22 protein-coding genes and 1 tRNA gene are annotated in these 20,661 nt (G+C 57.4%); 9 read left to right on the top strand and 14 right to left on the bottom strand.

The window, feature by feature from the left end; genetic code table 11:
- Positions 1–104 precede the first annotated feature (104 nt).
- Positions 105–986 (top strand): CoA ester lyase, encoded by an 882-nt coding sequence (locus GF108_RS04005; RefSeq protein WP_153666946.1) that lies wholly within the window; start codon positions 105–107, stop codon positions 984–986.
- Positions 987–1,031: 45 nt separating this feature from the next.
- Positions 1,032–1,238: a DUF1737 domain-containing protein gene (locus GF108_RS04000; RefSeq protein WP_027230952.1), complete on the top strand. Its 207-nt coding sequence runs from the start codon at positions 1,032–1,034 to the stop codon at positions 1,236–1,238.
- Positions 1,239–1,282: 44 nt separating this feature from the next.
- Here GF108_RS04000 and GF108_RS03995 read toward each other — a convergent pair whose 3' ends face one another.
- From GF108_RS03995 to GF108_RS03970, 6 genes are all read right to left on the bottom strand, one after another.
- A complete protein-coding gene (locus GF108_RS03995; protein WP_091921544.1) occupies positions 1,283–1,708 on the bottom strand; it encodes a metallopeptidase family protein in 426 nt (141 codons plus the stop codon).
- A 75-nt stretch (positions 1,709–1,783) separates the two neighbouring features.
- Positions 1,784–2,380, bottom strand: coding sequence for a TetR/AcrR family transcriptional regulator (locus GF108_RS03990; protein WP_246663832.1), 597 nt, complete (start codon positions 2,378–2,380; stop codon positions 1,784–1,786).
- Between the two features lie 74 nt (positions 2,381–2,454).
- Complete coding sequence (locus GF108_RS03985; RefSeq protein WP_027230948.1) at positions 2,455–2,649, bottom strand: Trm112 family protein; 195 nt, start codon at positions 2,647–2,649, stop codon at positions 2,455–2,457.
- A 15-nt stretch (positions 2,650–2,664) separates the two neighbouring features.
- Positions 2,665–3,327 carry an LON peptidase substrate-binding domain-containing protein gene (locus GF108_RS03980; RefSeq protein ID WP_027230947.1) on the bottom strand — a complete coding sequence of 221 codons (663 nt, stop codon included), beginning with the start codon at positions 3,325–3,327 and terminating at the stop codon, positions 2,665–2,667.
- 59 nt (positions 3,328–3,386) lie between these two features.
- Complete coding sequence (gene trxA, locus GF108_RS03975) at positions 3,387–4,367, bottom strand: thioredoxin (RefSeq protein ID WP_153666945.1); 981 nt, start codon at positions 4,365–4,367, stop codon at positions 3,387–3,389.
- A gap of 53 nt (positions 4,368–4,420) precedes the next feature.
- The gene (locus GF108_RS03970; protein WP_153667333.1) at positions 4,421–4,930 is read right to left on the bottom strand and encodes a prolyl-tRNA synthetase associated domain-containing protein; all 510 of its coding nucleotides are present in this window, start codon (positions 4,928–4,930) and stop codon (positions 4,421–4,423) included.
- A gap of 200 nt (positions 4,931–5,130) precedes the next feature.
- On the opposite strand from GF108_RS03970, the gene GF108_RS03965 reads away from it, so the two are divergent.
- Both GF108_RS03965 and holA read left to right on the top strand, forming a co-directional pair.
- Positions 5,131–5,205: transfer RNA gene (locus tag GF108_RS03965), tRNA-Gly, on the top strand.
- A 142-nt stretch (positions 5,206–5,347) separates the two neighbouring features.
- Complete coding sequence (gene holA, locus GF108_RS03960; protein WP_153666944.1) at positions 5,348–6,397, top strand: DNA polymerase III subunit delta; 1,050 nt, start codon at positions 5,348–5,350, stop codon at positions 6,395–6,397.
- Positions 6,398–6,414: 17 nt separating this feature from the next.
- Here holA and GF108_RS03955 read toward each other — a convergent pair whose 3' ends face one another.
- The 5 genes from GF108_RS03955 to mnmE form a co-directional block, all read right to left on the bottom strand.
- Positions 6,415–7,299 (bottom strand): ParB/RepB/Spo0J family partition protein, encoded by an 885-nt coding sequence (locus tag GF108_RS03955; protein ID WP_027230943.1) that lies wholly within the window; start codon positions 7,297–7,299, stop codon positions 6,415–6,417.
- Positions 7,300–7,340: 41 nt separating this feature from the next.
- A complete protein-coding gene (locus tag GF108_RS03950) occupies positions 7,341–8,135 on the bottom strand; it encodes a ParA family protein (protein WP_153666943.1) in 795 nt (264 codons plus the stop codon).
- A 51-nt stretch (positions 8,136–8,186) separates the two neighbouring features.
- Entirely contained in the window at positions 8,187–8,831 is a 645-nt protein-coding gene (gene rsmG, locus GF108_RS03945) for a 16S rRNA (guanine(527)-N(7))-methyltransferase RsmG (RefSeq protein ID WP_370462071.1), read from the bottom strand.
- Positions 8,828–10,699, bottom strand: a complete 1,872-nt coding sequence (mnmG, locus tag GF108_RS03940) for a tRNA uridine-5-carboxymethylaminomethyl(34) synthesis enzyme MnmG (protein WP_370462070.1) — start codon at positions 10,697–10,699, stop codon at positions 8,828–8,830. Before mnmG ends, rsmG begins: the two co-directional genes overlap by 4 nt.
- A 139-nt stretch (positions 10,700–10,838) precedes the next feature.
- Complete coding sequence (mnmE, locus tag GF108_RS03935; RefSeq protein ID WP_153667332.1) at positions 10,839–12,170, bottom strand: tRNA uridine-5-carboxymethylaminomethyl(34) synthesis GTPase MnmE; 1,332 nt, start codon at positions 12,168–12,170, stop codon at positions 10,839–10,841.
- 68 nt (positions 12,171–12,238) lie between these two features.
- On the opposite strand from mnmE, the gene GF108_RS03930 reads away from it, so the two are divergent.
- The gene (locus GF108_RS03930) at positions 12,239–14,245 is read left to right on the top strand and encodes a thioredoxin domain-containing protein (RefSeq protein WP_153666942.1); all 2,007 of its coding nucleotides are present in this window, start codon (positions 12,239–12,241) and stop codon (positions 14,243–14,245) included.
- Between the two features lie 2 nt (positions 14,246–14,247).
- Here GF108_RS03930 and rho read toward each other — a convergent pair whose 3' ends face one another.
- From rho to hemE, 3 genes are all read right to left on the bottom strand, one after another.
- The gene (rho, locus tag GF108_RS03925; protein ID WP_106714794.1) at positions 14,248–15,513 is read right to left on the bottom strand and encodes a transcription termination factor Rho; all 1,266 of its coding nucleotides are present in this window, start codon (positions 15,511–15,513) and stop codon (positions 14,248–14,250) included.
- 202 nt (positions 15,514–15,715) lie between these two features.
- Positions 15,716–16,255, bottom strand: a complete 540-nt coding sequence (gene hemJ / locus GF108_RS03920; RefSeq protein WP_153666941.1) for a protoporphyrinogen oxidase HemJ — start codon at positions 16,253–16,255, stop codon at positions 15,716–15,718.
- A 24-nt stretch (positions 16,256–16,279) separates the two neighbouring features.
- Positions 16,280–17,311 carry a uroporphyrinogen decarboxylase gene (gene hemE, locus GF108_RS03915; RefSeq protein ID WP_153666940.1) on the bottom strand — a complete coding sequence of 344 codons (1,032 nt, stop codon included), beginning with the start codon at positions 17,309–17,311 and terminating at the stop codon, positions 16,280–16,282.
- A gap of 443 nt (positions 17,312–17,754) precedes the next feature.
- On the opposite strand from hemE, the gene GF108_RS03910 reads away from it, so the two are divergent.
- Genes GF108_RS03910 through coaE form a run of 4 tightly spaced genes read left to right on the top strand, consistent with a single transcriptional unit; the run spans position 17,755 to position 20,581 of the window.
- Positions 17,755–18,543, top strand: coding sequence for a pyruvate, water dikinase regulatory protein (locus GF108_RS03910; protein ID WP_153667331.1), 789 nt, complete (start codon positions 17,755–17,757; stop codon positions 18,541–18,543).
- A gap of 31 nt (positions 18,544–18,574) precedes the next feature.
- A complete protein-coding gene (locus GF108_RS03905) occupies positions 18,575–19,168 on the top strand; it encodes a Maf-like protein (protein WP_153666939.1) in 594 nt (197 codons plus the stop codon).
- A complete protein-coding gene (locus GF108_RS03900; protein ID WP_153666938.1) occupies positions 19,161–19,997 on the top strand; it encodes a shikimate dehydrogenase in 837 nt (278 codons plus the stop codon). The genes GF108_RS03905 and GF108_RS03900 overlap by 8 nt, the downstream gene beginning before the upstream one ends.
- Positions 19,994–20,581, top strand: a complete 588-nt coding sequence (gene coaE / locus GF108_RS03895; RefSeq protein ID WP_153666937.1) for a dephospho-CoA kinase — start codon at positions 19,994–19,996, stop codon at positions 20,579–20,581. Before GF108_RS03900 ends, coaE begins: the two co-directional genes overlap by 4 nt.
- Positions 20,582–20,661: the final 80 nt, after the last annotated feature.

Genomic DNA, 20,661 nt, shown 5'->3' with positions numbered 1-20,661 from the left:
CTTTGCAGCGAATCAAAGCGTTTCGCCTGTGGCACTTTGAGCGCCACGCAACTTCATGCAGGCTTGCACTTGTCATGATGCGGCGATCAAGGCACAAAACCGTCATGACGAAACCTTTTCGCCTGCGTCGCTCAGTTCTTTACGTTCCCGCATCGAATGCCAAGGCCCTTGCCAAGGTCGCTTCGCTGCAAGCGGATGCCGTCATATTCGATCTTGAGGACGCTGTGGCTCCCGAGGCGAAAGAGGCCGCCCGGGAAAGTCTCCGAGACTATTTCCACGCCCAATCCGCAATCAGAGCGGAGCGGATCATCCGGATCAACGGGCTTGATACCGAATGGGGCGCCGAGGATCTCCTCGCCGCCCGCGCCTGCAGGCCCGACGCCATTCTCCTGCCTAAAGTTCAGACGCCGCAGGACGTGACCAATGTTGCCGAGGTTCTCGACGATACCGATGCTTCGGAAAACATCCGGTTATGGGCGATGATCGAGACGGCCCGCGGCATCCTCAACGTCGATGCAATCGCCGAGCTTGGACTGCGTTCGACTGCGCGTCTTGACTGTCTCGTCGTCGGCACCAACGACATAGCGAAGGAAACAGGAACTCGTCTGGAGAAGGGCCGCGCGTTTATCGTTCCGTGGCTCATGCAGGTGCTTCTTTGTGCGAGAGCCGGCAAGCTCGATGTCATCGACGGTGTGTTCAATGACTTTGCTGACCTTGCGGGGTTCGCCGACGAATGCGCCGAGGCCGCAGCGATGGGCTTCGATGGCAAAAGTCTCGTTCACCCCACGCAGATCGAGCCCGCCAATGTGGCATTCCTTCCAGATGAACAGGCCTTAAGCGTAGCGCGTGCCATTGTCGCCGCCTTTGCGCAGCCGGAGAACGCCAACAAGGGTGTCATCTCGCTCGCCGGAAAAATGATCGAACGCCTGCATCTTGAAACGGCACAAAAGCTCGTGACAAAGATGGAGGCTCTTGGCAGAAATTGAGCGAAGCCGGATCGGCTGGTTTCGCTTTGAACCTGGGAAAACACCATGAAACTTTATCGGCTTCTGACGGGCCCTGACGATGCGAGCTTCTGTCACAAGGTAACGGCTGCCATAAACAAGGGATGGCACATTTACGGATCGCCGACCTACGCCTTCAATTCGGCGACTGGGGTGATGCAGTGCGGCCAGGCAGTCGTCAAGGATGTCGATGGCGTCGACTATGAGCCGGGTATCAAGCTCGGCGACTACTGAATCGCTCTAATGCCGGCCCGCGCATCATCGCCTGCGGCCGGCCACTATCCGTCGACGGTGGCCTCGATCCGTTCCATGTCCTCATCCGAAAGGCCGAAATGGTGGCCGATCTCGTGGATCAGGACATGGGTCACGATATCGCCGAGGGCCTCTTCATACTCAGCCCAATAGTCGAGGATTGCACGCCTGTAGAGGGTGATGCGATTTGTCTGCTGTCCAGTCTGCAGCGAGAAACGCTCACCGATGCCCGTTCCCTCGAAAAGCCCAAGAAGATCAAATGGCGATTCCAGGCCCATATCTTCGACGATCTGGTCTTCGGGAAAATCAGAGATCTGAATGGTGATATCGCCGCAAAGGCTGCGGAAGGTTTCCGGCAAATGTGCATAGGCCTCGATCGCCAGCGATTCGATCTCGCCAAGCGAAGGTGACAATCGGTTACCCCAGTCGGCAGCTTGGTTGCTTCGGGCCATTACAACTCCATGGTGACGTTCCGGCATCATATAGTGCGTTTTGCCCCCATATGCGAGATATGTGCTTGCCAGCATTCACGCGTGGGCTTTGGCACCAAGGAGCAGCCGTTCCATACGCCTGAAACTTTCCGCAAGCACGGTAGGGTCGCGAAGGCCATGGGCAAGCATGATGCCGCCCTGCCACTCGGTCACGGCGTTGCGCGCTATCGCAAGGGCAGTCGATGGTCGAATGCCCGAGCGCCCCAGCTCCCGGCCGATGAAACCGATGAGGAGGCTGAAGGATTCGGCCGCCCGGCTCGCTGCCTCAGGTGAATCGCGGCGAAAATCGCGAATGCCCAGCGCGATCGGACAACCATGTTCAACGCGGCTCTTGAGCGATTGGGCGAGCTTGTCGATCAGCAGTTGCAGGCGGTGCCGCGGGTCCTGGTCCGAGGCGACGATCTGGGTGAGCATTTCTTCGGTCTCAGCTACGAAAATATCAGCGACGCTGCGCGCAAGATCGGTCTTTGTCTTGAAATAATAATAGATATTGCCAAGCGGAATGCCGGAGCTGACCGCTATATCGGCGAGACTGGTCACGGTATAACCCTGGCGCCAGAACAGCCCCGCAGCCGTCGCAGTCAGAATTTCCCGTTTGTCGTTTTGCTTTGCCATCAGCGCCCGGTCAGTCATTCAACTGACTCGCATTATGCCGCAAAGCCGGCTGAAAGCAAATTGTTGCAACGATCGCCAGCCAGTGAAGCCCGTTAATCCTCGATCGGCCGCGCTTCCGAAGGAAGCATTATCGGAATGCCGTCGCGAACCGGATAGGCAAGATGAGCGGATTTGGAAATCAGCTCAGAGTTCGCCTGATCGTAGGTCAGCGGACCCTTGGTCAAGGGACAGACCAGCAGTTCTAGCAGTTTGACGTCGATGGGCGTATCACGTTTCTCTTCGGCCATTGCGAGGTCCTCGTCCTATTGCAGACTGCCTTCAAAGCCATCTTCATCCTTAGCGAGGGCTATTTCGGTGATGGCTATAAGGGTCTCTGCCCGTGTCTTCAGGTCGGCGGCCTCGAGCAGCGCCTGCTTTTCGGCCGCGCCGAACGGCGACATCATCGCCAATGCGTTGACCAGTGTCTCATTGCCGGCGCGGGCGATGCCGTCCCAGTCCGCTTCCAGGCTGTTGGCGTCGAGATAGGCGCGGAAGACGCGCAGGAGCGCCGCGCGATCGACTTCCGACTCATCGGCTTCGTCGAGATCGGCACGCAAGGGTGCGATCTTGCATTGCCGGAAGGGCGCTCGCGTTCCAAGTTCCTTGACGATACGAAACCGGCAGATGCCTTGAAGCGTGATCAGCACGCGTCCGTCGCCCGTTTCAGCGAAGGAGGTGATTCGACCGAGGCAGCCGACTTCGCACAACTCCGCTTCTTCACCCTCCTCCTGGTCAAAGCGCGGCTGAATCATGCCGATGATGCGCTTGCCGGAAAGCGCCGCATCTATCATCGCAAGGTAGCGCGGTTCGAAGATATTGAGCGGCAGTTGCCCGCCGGGTAGCAGCAATGCCCCGGACAGCGGAAAGATCGGCACGCTCTCCGGAATATCCTCCAGCGTCCGATAGCGCACGTTTCCTGCCTTCATCATTTTCTCCAAGCCGGATCGGACAAGTCGCGACCGACGGCTATAGTGCCTGATTTTCCTCAGGAAAACAGCAGCGATGACAATTTACGGCGCGCAGTGACGGAAGATGGATCAGTTGGGCCCCATGCGTCGAAAAACTGCAACAGCTGTTTGCGGGCGCCATCGTTGTTCCAGCCACGATCGGCCTTCATGATGGCGAGAAGATGATCGGCTGCCGCATCCCGCTCACCCTTCGCGTTCAGGATCATCGCAAGGTCGAAGCGCGCCTGATAATCCTTGGGGTTTGCCTGAAGACTGGCTTCAAGCGCTACGGCATCACCGAGCGTCGCAACCTGCTCGGCAAGCGCAATCCTGGCCTCGGCGGTGCGCACACTCGCATCCTGCCGCTTGTCAGCCGGTACGAGATCCAGGCTCGCCCTCGCCTGCGCCACGTCGCCGAGTTCGACAAGCGCGGTTGCGAGTCCGGCGAGAGCTGCAACGTGATCCGGCACCTCGCCGAGGATGGCGGAATAGATTTGGGCTGCCTCCTCAAAATGGCCTGTCTCCGTCGCCTCGGTTGCCGCATCAAGCGCCGATTGAATAGCGGCGTCCCTGCCGCCGTCCGGCGAAGCGATACGGTTGATGAACTCGGTGACTTTCGACTCTGGCAGGGCCCCCATAAAACCATCGACCGGCTTGCCGTCGGCAAAGGCAATAACAGCCGGGATGGACTGAATGCCAAGCTGGCCCGCAATGGCCGGATGATCGTCGATATTCATCTTGACCAGCTTCACCCGTCCGCTGGCGGTCTGCACGGCCTTTTCAAGGATCGGCGTCAACTGCTTGCAGGGCCCGCACCAGGGTGCCCAGAAGTCGACCAGAACCGGCTGTTGCTTTGATTCGGCAATCACGTCCTTGGAGAAAGCTGCCGTTGTCGTGTCCTTGATCAAATCAGCGGCGGCCACCGTGTCGTTCGGCGCACTTGCGCCGAACGACACGGTTGTTGCGCCGGTGGTGGGAGCGCCATAGCTGCTGCCAAACGGGTTGTCAGTGTTGCTCATCAATTTCTCCCGTTATCCGTCAGGTGTTCGCAAAAGCTCGAAGACACCAGCTATCAGTTTGGGACCGATCCGTCTATTTTCAAGATCAGCGGATCATGTCCGGTCGCCCTGAGGAACGTCAAGAGATCATCGCGGCCGATGGAACTCGTAGCATCATTGCTGAGGGGATGCGCATTAATGGTGTCGTGCTGGATGAGCCCCTCGTCGAGCACCACTCTCACCTGATGCTGAGCATCATTGATCACGCCAAAAACGCTCACCGCACCCGGAACGAGGCCAAGATATTCGAGCAGTTTTTCCGGCTTGCCGAAGGAAACACGGCTCGCCGCGCCAATCTTGCTGTGGATGGTCTTGAGGTCGACCTCGGCCTCTTCGTCGACCGTCACAAGGAAGAAGTTGTCCTTCTTGTCCTTGAGAAAGAGATTCTTCGTATGTGCCCCCGGTATCTGACCGCGAAGATCCTGGGCTTCGCCCACTGTGAACACCGGCGCATGGCGAATCGTCGATATTTCGATGTTGAGGTCGTCCAGAAACTGCAGCAGCTCGTCGAAAGTCTTGGGCATGACAACGTTCTCAAGGGGTTTGGCGAGGGCTTCTGCGTTGTAGATAATGGCTTCCCGAAGCGGCCTCAAGCGAAAATCCCAGTCAGATCATGGTGTTTTGTCGATTTTTCGCTATATCGTTCAGAAGTTGAAAAAACCCTGTTGCAATTAGCCGGCGCTTGGGCCATATAGGCCCCGCTTCGCAAGACAGACTGGCGCATGCGGGAGTAGCTCAGGGGTAGAGCACAACCTTGCCAAGGTTGGGGTCGTGGGTTCGAATCCCATTTCCCGCTCCAGTTGTCTTAATTATTTGAAGCACTTAAGCAAGGCGTCCTTCGGGGCGCCTTCTTGCTATTTGCCCCCGCCGATCCAGCGGTCATAGCCGCTTCATCCCACCGCGCATTGCAATCTCCAGCCAAAGCGGTAAATCCTAGGATCATGGCACAGAAGAAAGCGCACGAGGTCGATTCGTTCCTGAGAAGGCTCGACCGAGCCTATCCCATCATTCTCATCTATGGGCCCGACAAGGGGCTCGTCAGCGAGCGCGCCGCCGCATTCATCAAGCTTACTGACCTTCCCCCGGATGACCCGTTTGCCGTAATCCGGCTCGATGCGGATGCCGTCCAGGCGGACCCGGGGAAACTTTCCGACGAAGCCAATACCATTTCGATGTTTGGTGGTGAGCGGCTGATCTGGGTGCGCAATGCCTCGGGCCAAAAGGGCCTCGCCGACGCAGTCGCTCATCTCGCAAAAAACCCTCCGCAAGCGACCTTCATTCTCATCGAAGCTGGCGACCTGAAGAAGGGCGCTGGCCTGCGTGGCATCGTCGAACAAAGCGCCAGCGCCATGGCCCTACCCTGTTACAGCGACGATGTGCGCAGCCTCGATGCGACCATTGATGAGATGATGACCCGCTATGGACTGCAGATCAGCCTAGACGCCCGTAGTCTCCTCAAGGAGAGCCTCGGCGGCGACCGGCTGGCAACGCGCGGCGAACTTGAAAAAATCTGCCTCTATGCGCACGGGAGCGAGCGCGTCACCATAGATGACGTGCGGGACATCATTGGCGATGTCAGCGCCGTATCCTATGAAGCGATAATCGACGCGATCATGGTGGGCAATCTTGCCGATTTCACCCACGCCTTCGACCGGGTGATTGGGACAGGCTCGTCGAGTTTTCTGATCCTGAGCAGCGCAATTCGCCAGTTTCAGTCGTTACAAACGTTACGTTACGGCATGGAAACCGAGGGCAAAAATGCGGGATCGGCCGTTGCAACGGCCAAGCCTCCCGTGTTCTTTGCGCGCAAAAAGCTTGTGGAGACGGCATTGCAGCGGTGGTCGACCCTGACGTGTGCACGCGCCATCGAGCGGTTGCAGAAAACCGTACTTGAAAGTCGGCGCAACGCGGATCTGGCAGTACCAATCATCCGCCAGTCGCTCATTGCCTTGGTGGCGGAAGCGGCGCGTGCCGGCCGGCCCGGTCGTTAGCGGGATACGCTCGGAAATCAGCTTTGCAGACGCCGGCAAACCTCGTCGAGTTGCTCCAGCGTCGTGTAATGAATGCGCACGTCGCCGCCCTTGTTCTGATGATTGACCGTCACGCGCATGCCGGTCACATCGGAAAGTAGCTTTTCCAACGCCCGTGTATCGGCGTCCTTTTCGCTGTCGCGCTCGGCCCTCGGCTTCGGTGTCGGCGACTCGCCGCCGCTTTGCGCCAAAGCCTCGGCCTGGCGCACCGAAAGCCCATCGCGCACGATCTTGTCGGCGAGGGCGCCGGGGTTTTCTGCAGTAATAAGCGTACGCGCGTGGCCCGCGGAGAGCGCGCCATTGGTGATCATGTCGCGTACCGGCTCCGGCAATTTCAAGAGGCGTAGCGTATTGGCGACATGACTGCGGCTCTTGCCGATCACTTGCGCAAGATCAGCTTGAGTATACTCGTGATCGTCTATAAGTTGTTGATATCCCATGCCTTCTTCGATCGGATTGAGATCGGCACGCTGGACGTTCTCGATGATCGCAAGCTCAAGCGCAACGCGATCATTGACTTCCCGAATGATCACGGGGATCGATGCCACCCCGGCGCGCTGCGCCGCACGCCAGCGGCGTTCTCCGGCAATGAGTTCATAGTGATCTGGCGAACCGCTGACGGGACGCACCACAACCGGCTGGACGATGCCATGTTTGCGGATAGACTGTGTCAGATCCTCAAGATCGCCCTCCGTGAAGAGCCGGCGCGGATTGCGTGGGTTGCGCGTGATGAATTCGATCGGAATGTTTCGGTCCTGCGGCGCCACAGGATGCGATGCGCTTTCCTCGGGTACGCGGTCCATTTCGCCGATAAGCGCCGCAAGTCCACGGCCAAGGCGCTTTTTCGAGAGATCTTCATTCATGGTCGTCAACTTTCATAATCATTTCGTCTTCGAATCGATATTCAGGCTGCGCGCAGATGGCGTTCCCGCTGGATGACTTCCGATGCAAGTTGGAGGTAGGCTTGGCTGCCTGCGCATTTTAAATCATATAGGATGGCCGGGATACCATAAGAGGGCGCCTCGGAAACGCGAACATTGCGCGGAATGACCGTCCGATAGACCTTGTCCCCCATAAATGAGCGCACATCGTCAACCACCTGGGTCGCCAGATTGTTGCGACCGTCATACATGGTGAGGACAATGCCCTGTATATTCAGCTGCGGGTTAAGCGAAGCACGAACCTGGCTGACGGTTTCCAGCAGCTGGCTGAGCCCTTCGAGCGCAAAGAATTCACACTGCAAAGGCACCAAGACCGAATCTGCAACCGCCATGGCGTTCATCGTCAACAGATTGAGGGACGGCGGACAATCGATCAATATATAGGAATATGGCGAGGCGGCCGGGTTGCCCCGGAAAGCCTTGCGCAAACGCGTGGCCCGGTCCGCGGCGTTGGCGATTTCCATTTCGACACCAAGAAGATCGAGCGTCGATGGAATCAAAGACAAATTCGGGACGGCTGTCGCAACCGCAGCGTCCTCCACCGATGCCGTCTGCATAAGTACATCATACGAGGAAACGTCGCGATTTTTGCGATCGATACCCAGCCCGGTGCTAGCATTGCCCTGTGGATCAAGATCGACCACCAGGACGTTCTCGCCGATAGCTGCCAAGGCCGTTGCCAGATTGATTGCGGTGGTTGTCTTGCCAACCCCGCCTTTCTGATTGGCTATGGTAATGATGCGAGTCTGACTGTTCATCACTATCTTCCTGAGCAGAAACGTATTCCAGAGGCGGACGAATCGCGCGCGTCAGACGCGAGGTTCGGTTGGGCGCAGATTGCTGATCTGCAAGATTACCGAATCTTTGTCGACCGCACTTCGGTGTTCTACCAGATCGAAGACCCAATCGTCACGGGTTTCCGCGATTTCTCGCTGGTAATCCCGTCCTTTTTGAAAAAGCGCTGTTGCACCGCCTCTGAGCCAGGGGCCGGCTAGATCGAAAAGGTCGCTTAAAGATGCAAGCGCACGAGCCGTCATAATATCCGGCGTCGCGATCCTGCTCCATACATTGTCTATCCGCGCCGCGTGAACGATCCCGGGTGCCTTGAACTGCCCGATCGCAGTCCGCAAGAACGCCGCCTTCTTGCCGTTGCTCTCAACCAGGTCAATTTTTCCGCCATGGCGTTCCCTAAGAAGGATAGCGATTACGACGCCTGGAAAGCCCCCGCCCGACCCCAGATCCAGCCACGTCTTCGCATTAGGCGCGAGATTGAATAGCTGCGCGCTATCGATAATGTGACGATCCCACAGCTGATCAAGCGTAGATGGGGAGGCGAGATTGATCGCCTTGGACCATTTGCGGAATAGGTCTTCAAACCCGACAAGATTATCCACTGTTTCACGTGAAACAGTGGATAACACTTTTCTTAGACTTGCTTCGCGCTGATCACTCACGCGACGTCTCGAGTGCCCGTTGTCACCTTGCGTATCTGGGTAATGATCAGAGCAAGGGCAGCCGGTGTCATCCCGTCAATGCGCTGGGCTTCGGCGATCGACCGCGGCTGTCGCTGTTTCAGCTTTTGCTTCAACTCGTTCGAAAGTCCCGACGTCGTTGCAAAGTCAATGGACGCAGGAATCACGAGAGCTTCCTCTCGCTCCATTGCCGCGACGTCGGCCTTCTGGCGGTCGAGATAGACAGCGTACTGCGCTTCGATCTCCAGCCCTTCGGCAATGCGCGGATTGAGTTCACCAAGTTCGGGCCAAATCCGATTGATCCGACCAAGATCAATATCCGGAAATGCCAAGAGATCGTAGGCCGACCGGCGAATGCCATCACGGTTGAGATGAAGATCATGAGCCGCGGCGGCGTTCGGTGTAATCGTGAGGCTCTGAGCAAGTTCACGCGCCGAATCGAGGTCGCGGGTCCGTGCTGCAAAGCGCGCACGACGCGCAGCACCGAGAATGCCCAGCTTCTCGGCCACCGGCGTCAAGCGCTCGTCGGCATTGTCAGCACGAAGGGACAGTCGGAATTCTGCACGGGAGGTAAACATTCGATAGGGTTCGCTCACACCCCGGGAAGTCAGATCATCGACCATCACACCTATATAGGCTTCTGTCCGCTGCAGAATAACTGGGTCACCAGCCCCTGCCACGCGTGCCGCATTCAATCCAGCCAGCAGACCTTGAGCACCAGCTTCTTCGTAACCCGTTGTACCATTGATCTGACCCGCCAGAAACAGGCCGCCGAGACGCCGCGTCTGCAAGGCGCGGTCGAGCTCGCGTGGGTCGATAAAATCATATTCGATAGCATAGCCCGGCTGCAGCATCGTGGCGTGTTCAAGTCCGGGGATTGTCTTCAAAAGATCGATCTGTACGTCCTCCGGTAGGGAAGTGGAAATACCGTTTGGATAGACCGTTTGGTCGTCCAACCCTTCCGGCTCCAGGAAAATCTGATGCCCGTCCCGATCGCCGAATTTGACAATTTTGTCTTCGACCGATGGACAATAGCGCGGACCAATCCCTTCGATCGAACCTGAGTACATCGCCGAGCGATGGAGGTTAGCTCGGATGATGTCGTGGGTCTTAAGCGTCGTCCGGGTGATGCCACAATCAATCTGAGGATTATTGATGGCATCCGTCATCAGCGAGAAGGGCAGGGGCTCTTCATCCGCCGATTGGACGTCAAGACCGTCCCAGTCAATGGTTCTACCGTCCAATCGTGGCGGTGTGCCCGTCTTGAGCCGACCCAGCGCAAACTCGTGACGCATGAGCGTATCGGAGAGCCCGAGAGCCGGTGCTTCGCCCATTCGGCCGGCCGGTATCTTCTTCTCACCGATGTGGATGAGACCGCGCAGAAAAGTCCCGGTCGTCAGCACGACGGCGCCGCACGAGAGCACGCGGCCGTCCATGAGCTGAACACCAGCTACTTTACCGTCGGCGATGATCAGGTCATTGGCTCCGCCCTCTACCACGTCCAGATTTGGCTGCTCGGCGATGGCTTGCTGCATTGCCAGGCGATAAAGCTTGCGATCCGCCTGCGTCCTCGGTCCGCGCACCGCAGGACCTTTGCGGCGGTTGAGCAATCTGAACTGAATACCTGCAGCATCCGCCACACGGCCCATCAGACCATCCAGAGCGTCGATCTCTCGGACGAGGTGGCCCTTACCCAAGCCGCCGATGGCGGGATTGCAGGACATAACTCCAATCGTATCAGCGCGATGTGTTACCAGCGCAGTCCTCGCGCCAAAGCGCGCGGAGGCAGCCGCAGCCTCGCAGCCGGCGTGGCCGCCACCGATGACGATGACATCATAGACGTCTTGCACGATACATTGCTTTCAGAGATTCGAATCTTGGTCTTGATGGGCAAAACACAGCGTAGAGTCAAGTATGGACCGCTAAACAATGTTTCACGTGAAACAACCCGTTCTGAGAAAGCTCATTTGACTCGATGTTTCACGTGAATCATTTGCCAATGCAGAATTGGGAGAAGACGACGTCAAGTATATCTTCAACATCAACATGACCCGTAATTCGCCCCAGCGCGAAGGAAGCGCGGCGCAAGAACTCGGCTCGCACTTCAAGAGGCGCATTGTTTTGACTGACGGCAGTTTCAAGTTCATGGCTCGTTTCCGCCAGCAGCTCGAGATGACGGCGGCGCGTGGGTAATGGATCACTCAAATTGCCCGCAGCCTCGGCGGCGCGGTTTGCAAGGATCGCGAGCAGCATCTCAAGTCCATCATTGTCTCGTACGGAAATCACCAGGTCGCAGTCATCGCGTTTATAGGTCGGGTTCAGGTCGAACTTGGTGCCAACCCGCAGCGCAGCCGCGTTGTCTATACCTTCGGGGAAGTCGGCAGCAGCATTGGAAAGATCGACCAGCGCTACCACCAGGTCGGCGGTCGCCGCTCGTTCGCGGGCACGTTCAATCCCGATCCGCTCCACTTTCCCATCCGTGTCACGCAGCCCTGCAGTATCCGTCACGAGAACCGGAAGACCGCCGAGGTCGAGTTTGATCTCAATCAGGTCTCGTGTCGTTCCAGGCTCGTCCGATACGATGGCGACATCGCTTCCCGCAAGCGCATTGAGCAGACTTGACTTACCTGCGTTGGGCTCTCCCACTATGACCACACGAAATCCGTCACGAACAAGAACGCCGCGCTTGCCGTCCGCGACGTGCTTGCTAATCCGGTGGCTGAGGTCCTTAAGATCGGTCCACACCCGATCCGACACTGAGCCCGGGACGTCCGCCTCATCGGCGAAGTCGAGTTCGGCCTCAATGAGGGCTCGCGCGCGAATGAGGTCCTGGCGCCAACCCGAATAAAGCGCCGCTTGCGCTCCCGAGGCGATCTGCAAGGCGAGCCTCCGCTGCCCCTCGGTCTCGGCAGCAATAAGGTCCGCCAGCCCCTCGGCGACCGTCAGGTCGAATTTGCCGTTTGCATAGGCGCGCTTGGTAAACTCGCCGGCTTCGGCCATCCGACAACCCTCGACCAAGTACAAGCGGATAATCATTGCGTCGACGACCGCCTTGCCGCCGTGCAGGTGAAATTCTCCGCACTCTTCACCGGTAAAACTGCTCGGAGCCGGAAAATGGATAACAAGGCCTCTATCGATAGGATTACCGTCACCATCAACAAATGTTCTCAGGACAGCCACGCGTGGCGCTGGCAACTTACCGCAGATCGTTTCGATAACGAATCGAGTCTTTGGTCCAGACAGGCGGATGACCGCGACACCGGCAGGCAGTCTGCCACTTGAGAGTGCGAATATAGTCTCGCCGGAGAAACTCTGTTTCATTTTCATCATCCGTACTAGAATGGTCCTCAATAGCCACTCAAGGCTTCTTCGAAAAGGCTGCAGCGAAGATGACTGAGCAACGAAACCTGCTTGGCAAGGAATCAAGCCCCTACCTGCGTCAGCACGCCACGAATCCTGTCCATTGGCGGGCGTGGGGTCCTGCTGCGCTCGCCGAGGCACAGGATGTGCAAAAGCCAATCCTGCTATCTGTGGGTTATGCCGCTTGCCATTGGTGCCACGTCATGGCCCACGAATGTTTCGAAGACACCGAGGTGGCGACTCTGATGAACGAGCTTTTCGTCAACGTCAAGGTCGACCGCGAGGAGCGACCCGACATCGACCAGATCTATATGGCAGCGCTCGGCGCCATGGGCGAACAGGGCGGGTGGCCGCTGACGATGTTTCTCACACCGGAAGCAAAGCCTTTCTGGGGCGGTACCTATTTTCCGAAGCATTCACGCTATGGCAAGCCCGGCTTTCTCGATGTCCTGCGCCTGATCAGCAAGGTGTGGCATGAAGACAGGGTTCGCGTCGAACAAAACGTTCAGGCTCTGGTGAATCATGTCAGCAGTCGCCTTGATGCGCGTGCGGAGCCGTCAAAACTTGATGCAGCGCTCTTTGATCAATTCGCCCGCAATGTCTACGAAATGATGGACCTCGAGAAAGGCGGCGTTGCCGGTGCGCCCAAGTTTCCGAGTGCGCCGTTCATGGATGCATTATGGCTGTCCTGGCTGCGTACGGGTGCGAAGAACCATCGCGACGCCTTTTTGACCAGCCTGAATATGATGCTGCAGGGAGGTATCTACGACCACCTAGGGGGAGGACTGTCGCGTTACTCCGTGGACGAGAACTGGCTCGCGCCGCATTTCGAAAAGATGCTTTACGACAATGCACAGATGATCCGCCATGCCACGTGGGCATATGCGGCCACGGCCGAAGAATTGTTTCGTGAACGAATCGAAGAGACGGTGACGTGGCTAAAGCGAGAAATGCGTATCGATGGCAGGTTCGCTTCGAGCCTCGATGCAGATAGCGAGGGCGAAGAAGGCCGCTTCTACGTATGGTCGAGCCAAGAGGTGCCGGACGACGCGGATTTCGAGACCTTCCGGCAAATCTACGATGTGAGCGAAGGCGGTAACTGGGAGGGTAAGAATATCCTTAACAGATTACGAACGCCTCGATTGGGCAGCGCCCAAGAAGAGGCAGATCTCGCTCGCCAACGACGCAAACTTTTTGAGTTGCGCGAGGCAAGGCCGAGACCTGGCCAGGACGATAAGGCACTAACCGACTGGAATGGTCTTGCCATTCGCGCGCTTGCCGAAGCTTCGGCGGTATTTGATCGCCCGGATTGGCTTGCTCTTGCGATTGAAACCTATCGTTCCGTTGCCGAATCGATGTTCGAGAATCGTCTTCCTCACTCAGTCTTGGGAAACTCGAGCCAATTTCCTGGATTGTCGTCTGACTCCGCCGCCATGATGAATGCCGCGCTTTCACTGCATCAGGTAACGCAGGAGCACGCCTATGTCGTCGACGCTTACCGCTGGCTTGCTGCGCTTGACGATTGGTATCGCGTGCCGGACGGCGGTTATGCCCTGACAGCATCTGATAGTGGCGACGTTATCATTCGCGTCCGCGGCGACCAGGATGAAGCCATACCAAGCGCGACTGGCCAGATCATCGAGGCCATGACTCGTCTTGCCACCGTATCAAGTGACGACCAGCTGCGTGAACAAACGGGGCGGATGACGGAAGGTGCAATCGGCCGGGTGCTGCAGCAGCGTTTCGGCCAGGCTGGGGTCCTCAACAGCGCCAGCCTGCTGCTCGAGCCCATGAAACTCGTCATTGTCACGCCAAGCCTCGAGCACCCGCTGGTAGAGACTGCACGGCGTTCTCCGGATCCGCGGCGAAGCGATATCTGGATTGAATTCACCGAAGGCAAGAAGGTCGAACTCATACCCGGTGGCGGCGACGTCACAATAGAAAAACCCGCGGCCTATCTTTGCCGCGGGTTTGTTTGCCTTGCACCTGTAACCTCTGCCGAAGCGCTGTCTGCACTGCTTCGACCGGGCAGCTAGGTTTATGTATTCATCGAGTCGAAGAACTCGCCATTGGTTTTGGTCTGCTTGAGCTTGTCGATAAGGAATTCGATCGCATCGGTAGTGCCCATCGGCGCCAGAATGCGGCGCAGAACAAAGATCTTCTGGAGATCCTGGCGCGGAACGAGAAGGTCTTCCTTGCGCGTTCCGGACTTCAGAATGTCCATGGACGGGAAGATACGCTTGTCGGCGACCTTGCGGTCGAGCACGATTTCCGAGTTGCCGGTACCCTTGAATTCTTCAAAGATCACTTCGTCCATGCGGCTGCCGGTATCGATCAGGGCCGTCGCGATGATCGTCAGCGAGCCGCCTTCTTCGATATTGCGGGCCGCGCCGAAGAAGCGCTTAGGACGCTGCAAGGCATTGGCGTCGACACCGCCGGTCAGAACCTTACCCGATGACGGCACGACGGTGTTGTAGGCACGGCCGAGGCGGGTGATTGAATCGAGGAGGATGACGACGTCGCGTCCGTGCTCAACCAGCCGCTTGGCCTTTTCGATCACCATCTCGGCGACCTGAACGTGGCGCGAGGCCGGCTCGTCGAACGTCGACGATACAACTTCGCCCTTTACCGAACGCTGCATGTCCGTCACTTCTTCCGGACGCTCGTCGATGAGAAGAACGATGAGATAGCATTCGGGATGATTGGCCGTGATGGAATGGGCAATGTTCTGAAGGAGAACAGTCTTACCCGTACGCGGCGGTGCAACGATGAGACCGCGCTGGCCCTTGCCGAGCGGCGCGACGAGATCGATCACGCGCGCCGACAGATCCTTGGTCGTCGGATTTTCCAACTCCATCTTGAAACGCTCGTTCGGATAGAGCGGCGTCAGATTGTCGAAGTGGATCTTGTGGCGGATCTTCTCGGGGTCTTCGAAATTGATGGTGTTGACCTTGAGCAGCGCAAAATAACGCTCGCCTTCCTTCGGGCCGCGAATGGGACCCTCGACCGTATCGCCGGTCTTCAGCGAAAACCGCCGTATCTGCGACGGCGAGATATATATGTCGTCTGGACCTGGGAGGTAGTTGGCGTTGGCGGACCGCATAAAGCCAAATCCGTCCTGCAAGATTTCGACGACGCCTTCGCCGATGATCTCGACTTCTTGCGAAGCCAGCTTTTTCAGTATCGCAAACATCAATTCCTGTTTGCGCATGACGCTGGCATTTTCCACCTCAAGCGACTCCGCAAAGGCGAGAAGGTCAACCGCCGTCTTGTTCTTGAGTTCTTGTAGTTTCATTTCCTGCATGTGTGGCGGAACTCTTAATTTTAATGTTGAGAAATGGGAAAGGGAAATGACGATGCCCAAACGCAGTGCCAGAAAAAACATTTGGCTGAAGATGCTGTGGCGGTATTTCCGGAGAGGAGGCCCCTATCTAGCTAATCCAGCCAGCAAGGGCAAGTGATTTCATGATTGGTTTTGATGCTAGATTAGCAGTTTCTGTGATCAATCAAAATGGCTTTATGATGACCATGATGACGATAATGACCATGAGAAGCGTCGGAGCTTCGTTCATCAGCCGCCAGAAGCGCTGAGATTTGACATTTAGGTCCTCGGCAAACAACTTTACCGACTTCGAAAAGTATCCATGGACGCCTGAAAGAATGAGAACGGCCAGAAACTTGACGTGGAACCAGCCGTCCATATAGGCCGCACTCTTCCAGGCGAGCCATAGGCCCGCAACCCACGTCACCCCCATTGCAGGGTTGATAATTGCCTTAAGCAGCCTTCGTTCCATGACCTTGAAGGTCTCGGACTCGCTTGACCCTGGCTCAACCGCACAATGATAGACAAACAATCGTGGAAGATAGAGCATCCCGGCCATCCATGAGATCACGGCGATGACGTGGACAGCCTTGACCCATAGGTAGGCATCGTCGGGATAGAAAACAACCAGGACGACCAGGCACAGCGCAACAGCGGCGACGATCACACGCGGAAGAAGCGGAACATTGCTGGAGTTGGTCTCAGCTGAACCCGAATTACTCATCGCTCGAACCCCGTGATCGACATATCAGGGCCGCAGAGAAGCGAGGCGCACGCGGTTGATCATCTGCTCCACATGGGCGACAGGGGCATCGGGTGTAATGCCGTGACCGAGATTGAAGATCAGCGGGCCATGTCCCAAAGCTTCGAGAATTGCATCGACACCGTCGTCGAGCGGTTTGCCGCCGGCAACGACCCGCAAAGGATCGAGATTACCCTGAACCGGACCACTACCCTGCAAGGCTGACGCCATGGAAAGCGGCACAGACCAATCGAGGCCCAGTGCCGTAACGCCGGTTCGCTCGCGATAATTGGCATAAAGTGCGCCTCCGCCCTTTGGAAAGCCTATAATCGGCACAGTCGGATGAACCGCCCGAACCTTCTCCACGATCCGCGCTACCGGAGCGATGCAGAATTGCTCGAACGACGCTTCGTCGAGAACACCTGCCCAGGAATCGAAGATTTGCACTGCATCGGCGCCGGCCCCAATTTGCCTGATGAGATATTCGGCTGAGACATCGGCAAGCTCGTCCAGCAATTTCTGAAATGCATCGGGATGGCGATAGGCGAAGAGACGGGCCGGCGCCTGGTCCGGCGTACCGTGTCCGGCGATCATATAGGTCGCAACGGTCCATGGCGCCCCGCAGAAGCCGAGCAGCGTCGTCTCGTTAGGCAGCTGCTGCCGCAGAAGCCGAACGGTCTCGTAGACCGGCTCCAGGCGATCAGCCGCCCCACCCGATTCAAGCCAGAATATTCCATCGACATCGATCGGCGTCATCAACGGACCGCGACCTTCTTCAAAACGAAGATCACGACCCAGTGCGTGCGGCACGACGAGAATATCGGAAAACAGAATTGCCGCATCAAAGCCGAACCGACGGATCGGCTGCATGGTCACTTCGACGGCAAGGTCGGGTGAATAGCAAAGGTCGAGAAAGCTTCCCGCGTTCTTTCTGACTTCCCGGTATTCAGGCAGATAGCGCCCCGCCTGGCGCATCATCCAGATCGGAGGAGGGAAGACAGTCTCGCCTCCAAGGACTTTCATCACTTTGCGAACCATCGTTCTCTCCACCCTGTTCTATAAAAAAGAAATTCAGATCTATTTTGGATTTTCTGATTCTTAGAGTCTGTTTGTACTGGGAATTACCGGAATGCCAGAACTTTCCCACAGCTAACAATTGAACGATTAGTCCGGGATAGCCAAACAGATTCTGGAAGGTTTTGTAAGGACTGTCGATTTTATGAATATAATTCAATAGCTTATGTTGACGGTGGTTGTGGAAATTCCTGTGAAGAAATAGCGGACAAGCATGGAGAGGTTTTGAATTTCCCCACAGTGCCGCAGCCACACGAAGAGACGCACACAGGCGTGCCCGCTGTGGATGACTTGCCAAGAATTCACATGGCTGCCATCTGTTGTGGCAGGCGAGGCGTTTTATCCCCAGCCATCAACAGAGCGTGGAAATTCCTGTGACGAAACCGGTAAACTACTTCCATCTCCACATGATTTCTGATGCGACCGGAGAGACTCTCATCGCCGCTGGCCGAGCGGCCTCGGCGCAATATGCCCATGCGCGGGCGATCGAGCACATTTATCCGCTGATACGCACTGAAAAGCAGATCCGACGCGTGCTCGACAGCATCGATGCCGAACCCGGGATTGTTCTCTATACGATTATCGATCAACGCCTTGCGGCGATGATCCACGACGGCTGTGCGGCGCTTGGCGTTCCCTGCGTGTCGGTGCTGGAACCCGTTCTCGGAATTTTTCAATCTTATCTGGGCACGCCAGCGGGGCGGCGCGTCGGCGCACAACATGTCCTCAACGCCGAGTATTTCCGCCGCATCGATGCGTTGAACTTCACCATGGAGCACGATGACGGCCAATTGCCGCTCGACATGGAGGAAGCGGATGTCGTCCTCATCGGCATTTCCCGCACGTCGAAAACGCCGACAAGCATTTATCTCGCCAATCGCGGCATCAAGACGGTCAATGTGCCGATCGTCGTCGGCGTTCCCATACCCGACGTTCTTGTTCATTCGCAAAGGCCGCTCGTCGTTGGACTTGTCGCGTCTGCCGAAAGGATATCGCAGGTGCGCCAGCACCGGGTGCTCGGCGCTTCGCAGAATTTCGATGCTGAGCAGTACCTCGATCGCGCCAACATTATCGAGGAATTGACCTATGCGAGGCAGATATGCCATCGCCACAACTGGCCGATGATAGATGTATCGCGCCGCTCCATCGAAGAAACCGCAGCCGCCGTGCTTGCCCTCCGTGCAGAGGGGCGATAACGCAACCAGCAACAATCACGAGGACGACGCCATGGATATTATCCTAGCCTCCAAGAGCCCCTTCCGCGCCACGCTCTTGAAAAATGCCGGCATCAGCTTCACGGCGCAAGCGGCGAATATAGACGAGCGCGCGGTGGAAGCGCCGCTTTACGACACCGGCGCAACACCCGAAGATGTCGCGCTTGTTCTTGCCGAAGCCAAGGCGCTCGATGTAAGCGAACGCAATCCCGGGGCCTTGGTCATCGGGTCGGATCAAACTTTGTCCCTTGGCGATGAGGTGCTGCACAAACCTGCCGACATGGATGCTGCCCGCCGGCAATTGCTCAAGCTTTCAGGCCAGACGCATCATCTGAACAGTGCTGTGGTCCTTGCCAGGGATGGAGAGACCTTGTGGCGACACGTATCTGTCGCGCGCATGACGGTGCGCGGTCTCGACCCGGGCTTTATCGGCCGTTACCTCTCCCGTGCCGGCGAGATTGCCCTGCAAAGTGTCGGTGCCTATCAGATCGAGGGCGAGGGCGTGCAATTGTTCGAAAAGATTGACGGCGACTATTTCACCATTGTCGGCCTGCCCTTGCTGCCATTGCTTGTGGAACTGCGCCGGGAAGGTGCCATCGATGGCTGACGCATTGCATGCCTTTGTTGCTGGTTATCCCATTCGCCATTCCCGCTCGCCGCTCATTCATGGCCATTGGCTGAAGACCCACGGACTTGCGGGTTCCTACCGGGCGATTGAAGTTGCGCCTGATAATTTTGCGAATTTCGTCACCGGGATGCGGCAGGCGGGTTTGGTCGGAGGCAACATTACGCTTCCGCACAAGGAAGCAGCCTTCGTTCTCGCCGATCACCTCGATGCCGCTGCAGAGGAAATCGGGGCGGTCAACACGCTTTGGTTCCGTGACGGCGCGCTTTGGGGCGGGAATACGGATGCTTATGGTTTTGCGGCAAATCTCGACGCTAATAGTCCGGGCTGGGACAAGGGCAGGAGCGCAGTTGTTCTCGGCGCGGGCGGCGCCAGCCGCGCCATTGTCTGTGCGTTGAAGCAGCGCGGCTTCAGCGATATCCGCATCGTCAATCGTACCCTTGGCCGTGCGCAGGAACTTGCCGACCGGTTTGGCGAAGGCGTTAGCGCCCATTCATGGGCGGCCGTGCCCGAACTGACACGGGACGCCGATCTCATCGTGAATACGACTTCGCTTGGCATGGAAGGCAAGGATGAACTGGAGATCGATCTTGCAAGTGCCAAACCTAACGCCCTGGTCACTGATATCGTTTACGTTCCGCTCGTAACACCGCTGCTGCATGCCGCACGCGCTTGTGGATTGAAGACCGTCGATGGGCTCGGCATGCTGTTGCATCAGGCGGTACCCGGCTTCGAACACTGGTTCGGGAAAAGGCCGGAAGTAACCGCTGAATTGCGCGACCTTGTGCTCGCGGACATGGCAAAGCGATGATCGTGCTTGGGCTCACCGGATCGATCGGCATGGGCAAATCCACCGCGGCGCAGATGTTCATGGATGCGGGAATTCCGGTACATTCGGCCGATGACGCCGTGCACAGGCTTTACTCCGGCGTCGCCGTGCCCCTGATCGAAGACGCGTTCCCTGGAACGACGGCGGGCGGCACGGTTGATCGCACGAAGCTCTCGTCGGCCGTCGTCGGCAATCCCGAGGCGTTGAAGCGACTCGAGACAATCATCCACCCGCTCGTTCGCGACGAAGAAATCAGGTTTCGCGATGAGGCGAGAGAGCGCGGGGAAAAGTTGATCGTCCTCGACATTCCGCTCCTGTTCGAAACTGGCGGCGAAAAGCGCGTGGACAAGGTTCTCGTCGTTTCTGCGCCGGAAGAGGTGCAACGCCAACGCGTCCTCGATCGGCCGGGCATGACGCCGGAAAAGCTCGAAGCAATCCTGGCCCGACAAATGCCCGACGCCGAAAAGAGAAGGCGGGCGGATTTCGTCGTCGACACGCGTTACGATTTTGCTATCACGCGCGCCGCAGTCAACAAGATCATCGCGGCGCTGATCGCTGAGGCGTGAGCCCTCGTTCGTTGAAAAGGGGATACTGACAATCCGGACTTGCCCCACGCGTTGGTTTCATGGAACGTGGGCAAAAAGGT

It is taken from the genome of Phyllobacterium sp. SYP-B3895, from assembly GCF_009647635.1.
Taxonomy (GTDB): Bacteria; Pseudomonadota; Alphaproteobacteria; order Rhizobiales; family Rhizobiaceae; genus Phyllobacterium; species Phyllobacterium pellucidum.
The sequence above is the reverse complement of the archived record's forward strand: the minus strand, read 5'-3'. Positions and strand labels throughout refer to the sequence as shown.

Bases quoted from the DNA above. Each gene is read 5' to 3' on its own strand.
- GF108_RS04005 (WP_153666946.1), top strand. From the start codon at position 105: ATGACGAAACCTTTTCGCCTGCGTCGCTCAGTTCTTTACGTTCCCGCA.
- GF108_RS04000 (WP_027230952.1), top strand. From the start codon at position 1,032: ATGAAACTTTATCGGCTTCTGACGGGCCCTGACGATGCGAGCTTCTGT.
- GF108_RS03995 (WP_091921544.1), bottom strand. From the start codon at position 1,708: ATGGCCCGAAGCAACCAAGCTGCCGACTGGGGTAACCGATTGTCACCT.
- GF108_RS03990 (WP_246663832.1), bottom strand. From the start codon at position 2,380: ATGACTGACCGGGCGCTGATGGCAAAGCAAAACGACAAACGGGAAATT.
- GF108_RS03985 (WP_027230948.1), bottom strand. From the start codon at position 2,649: ATGGCCGAAGAGAAACGTGATACGCCCATCGACGTCAAACTGCTAGAA.
- GF108_RS03980 (WP_027230947.1), bottom strand. From the start codon at position 3,327: ATGAAGGCAGGAAACGTGCGCTATCGGACGCTGGAGGATATTCCGGAG.
- trxA (WP_153666945.1), bottom strand. From the start codon at position 4,367: ATGAGCAACACTGACAACCCGTTTGGCAGCAGCTATGGCGCTCCCACC.
- GF108_RS03970 (WP_153667333.1), bottom strand. From the start codon at position 4,930: ATGCCCAAGACTTTCGACGAGCTGCTGCAGTTTCTGGACGACCTCAAC.
- holA (WP_153666944.1), top strand. From the start codon at position 5,348: ATGGCACAGAAGAAAGCGCACGAGGTCGATTCGTTCCTGAGAAGGCTC.
- GF108_RS03955 (WP_027230943.1), bottom strand. From the start codon at position 7,299: ATGAATGAAGATCTCTCGAAAAAGCGCCTTGGCCGTGGACTTGCGGCG.
- GF108_RS03950 (WP_153666943.1), bottom strand. From the start codon at position 8,135: ATGAACAGTCAGACTCGCATCATTACCATAGCCAATCAGAAAGGCGGG.
- mnmE (WP_153667332.1), bottom strand. From the start codon at position 12,170: ATGAAACAGAGTTTCTCCGGCGAGACTATATTCGCACTCTCAAGTGGC.
- GF108_RS03930 (WP_153666942.1), top strand. From the start codon at position 12,239: ATGACTGAGCAACGAAACCTGCTTGGCAAGGAATCAAGCCCCTACCTG.
- rho (WP_106714794.1), bottom strand. From the start codon at position 15,513: ATGCAGGAAATGAAACTACAAGAACTCAAGAACAAGACGGCGGTTGAC.
- hemJ (WP_153666941.1), bottom strand. From the start codon at position 16,255: ATGAGTAATTCGGGTTCAGCTGAGACCAACTCCAGCAATGTTCCGCTT.
- hemE (WP_153666940.1), bottom strand. From the start codon at position 17,311: ATGGTTCGCAAAGTGATGAAAGTCCTTGGAGGCGAGACTGTCTTCCCT.
- GF108_RS03910 (WP_153667331.1), top strand. From the start codon at position 17,755: ATGATTTCTGATGCGACCGGAGAGACTCTCATCGCCGCTGGCCGAGCG.
- GF108_RS03905 (WP_153666939.1), top strand. From the start codon at position 18,575: ATGGATATTATCCTAGCCTCCAAGAGCCCCTTCCGCGCCACGCTCTTG.
- GF108_RS03900 (WP_153666938.1), top strand. From the start codon at position 19,161: ATGGCTGACGCATTGCATGCCTTTGTTGCTGGTTATCCCATTCGCCAT.
- coaE (WP_153666937.1), top strand. From the start codon at position 19,994: ATGATCGTGCTTGGGCTCACCGGATCGATCGGCATGGGCAAATCCACC.